Consider the following 692-nt stretch of genomic DNA (forward strand, 5'->3'; position numbering starts at 1 on the left):
AGCGTGATCGGGGGCAGCGCACAGGCGGAGTCACCGGAGTGAATGCCGGCCTCCTCGATGTGCTCCATCACGCCGCCGAGGTACAGCTCCTGGCCGTCGTAGAGGGCATCGACGTCGATCTCGATGGCGTCGTCCAGGAAGCGGTCGACCAGGACCGGCCGGGACGGGCTGATCTCGGTCGACTCCGCGATGTAGGCCTCCAGCCGCGTCTCGTCGTAGACGATCTCCATCCCCCGCCCGCCCAGCACATAGGACGGCCGCACCAGCACCGGATACCCGATCTCGTCCGCGATGGCCTTGGCCTCCGCGAACGTGGTGGCCGTGCCGTGCTTCGGGGCGGGCAGGCCCGCCTCGGCCAGCACCCGGCCGAACGCACCCCGGTCCTCCGCCGCGTGGATCGCCTCCGGCGACGTCCCCACGATCGGCACACCGTTGTCCTTCAGCGCCTGCGACAGACCCAGCGGAGTCTGGCCGCCGAGCTGGACGATCACACCCGCGACCGGCCCCGCCTGCTGCTCGGCGTGCACGACCTCCAGCACGTCCTCCAGCGTCAGCGGCTCGAAGTACAGGCGGTCGGAGGTGTCGTAGTCGGTGGAGACGGTCTCCGGGTTGCAGTTGACCATCACCGTCTCGTACCCCGCCTCCGACAGCGCGAAGGAGGCATGCACACAGGAGTAGTCGAACTCGATGCC

1 protein-coding gene is annotated in these 692 nt (G+C 69.2%); it reads right to left on the reverse strand.

Annotated elements, in window-relative coordinates:
* Nucleotides 1-692, reverse strand: a 692-nt coding sequence (locus tag CCN44_RS41760) for a carbamoyl phosphate synthase preATP-grasp domain-containing protein (RefSeq protein ID WP_462509672.1), incomplete at both ends; no start/stop codon positions are given.

The organism is Streptomyces tricolor, assembly GCF_002155905.1.
GTDB classification, from domain to species: domain Bacteria; phylum Actinomycetota; class Actinomycetes; order Streptomycetales; family Streptomycetaceae; genus Streptomyces; species Streptomyces tricolor.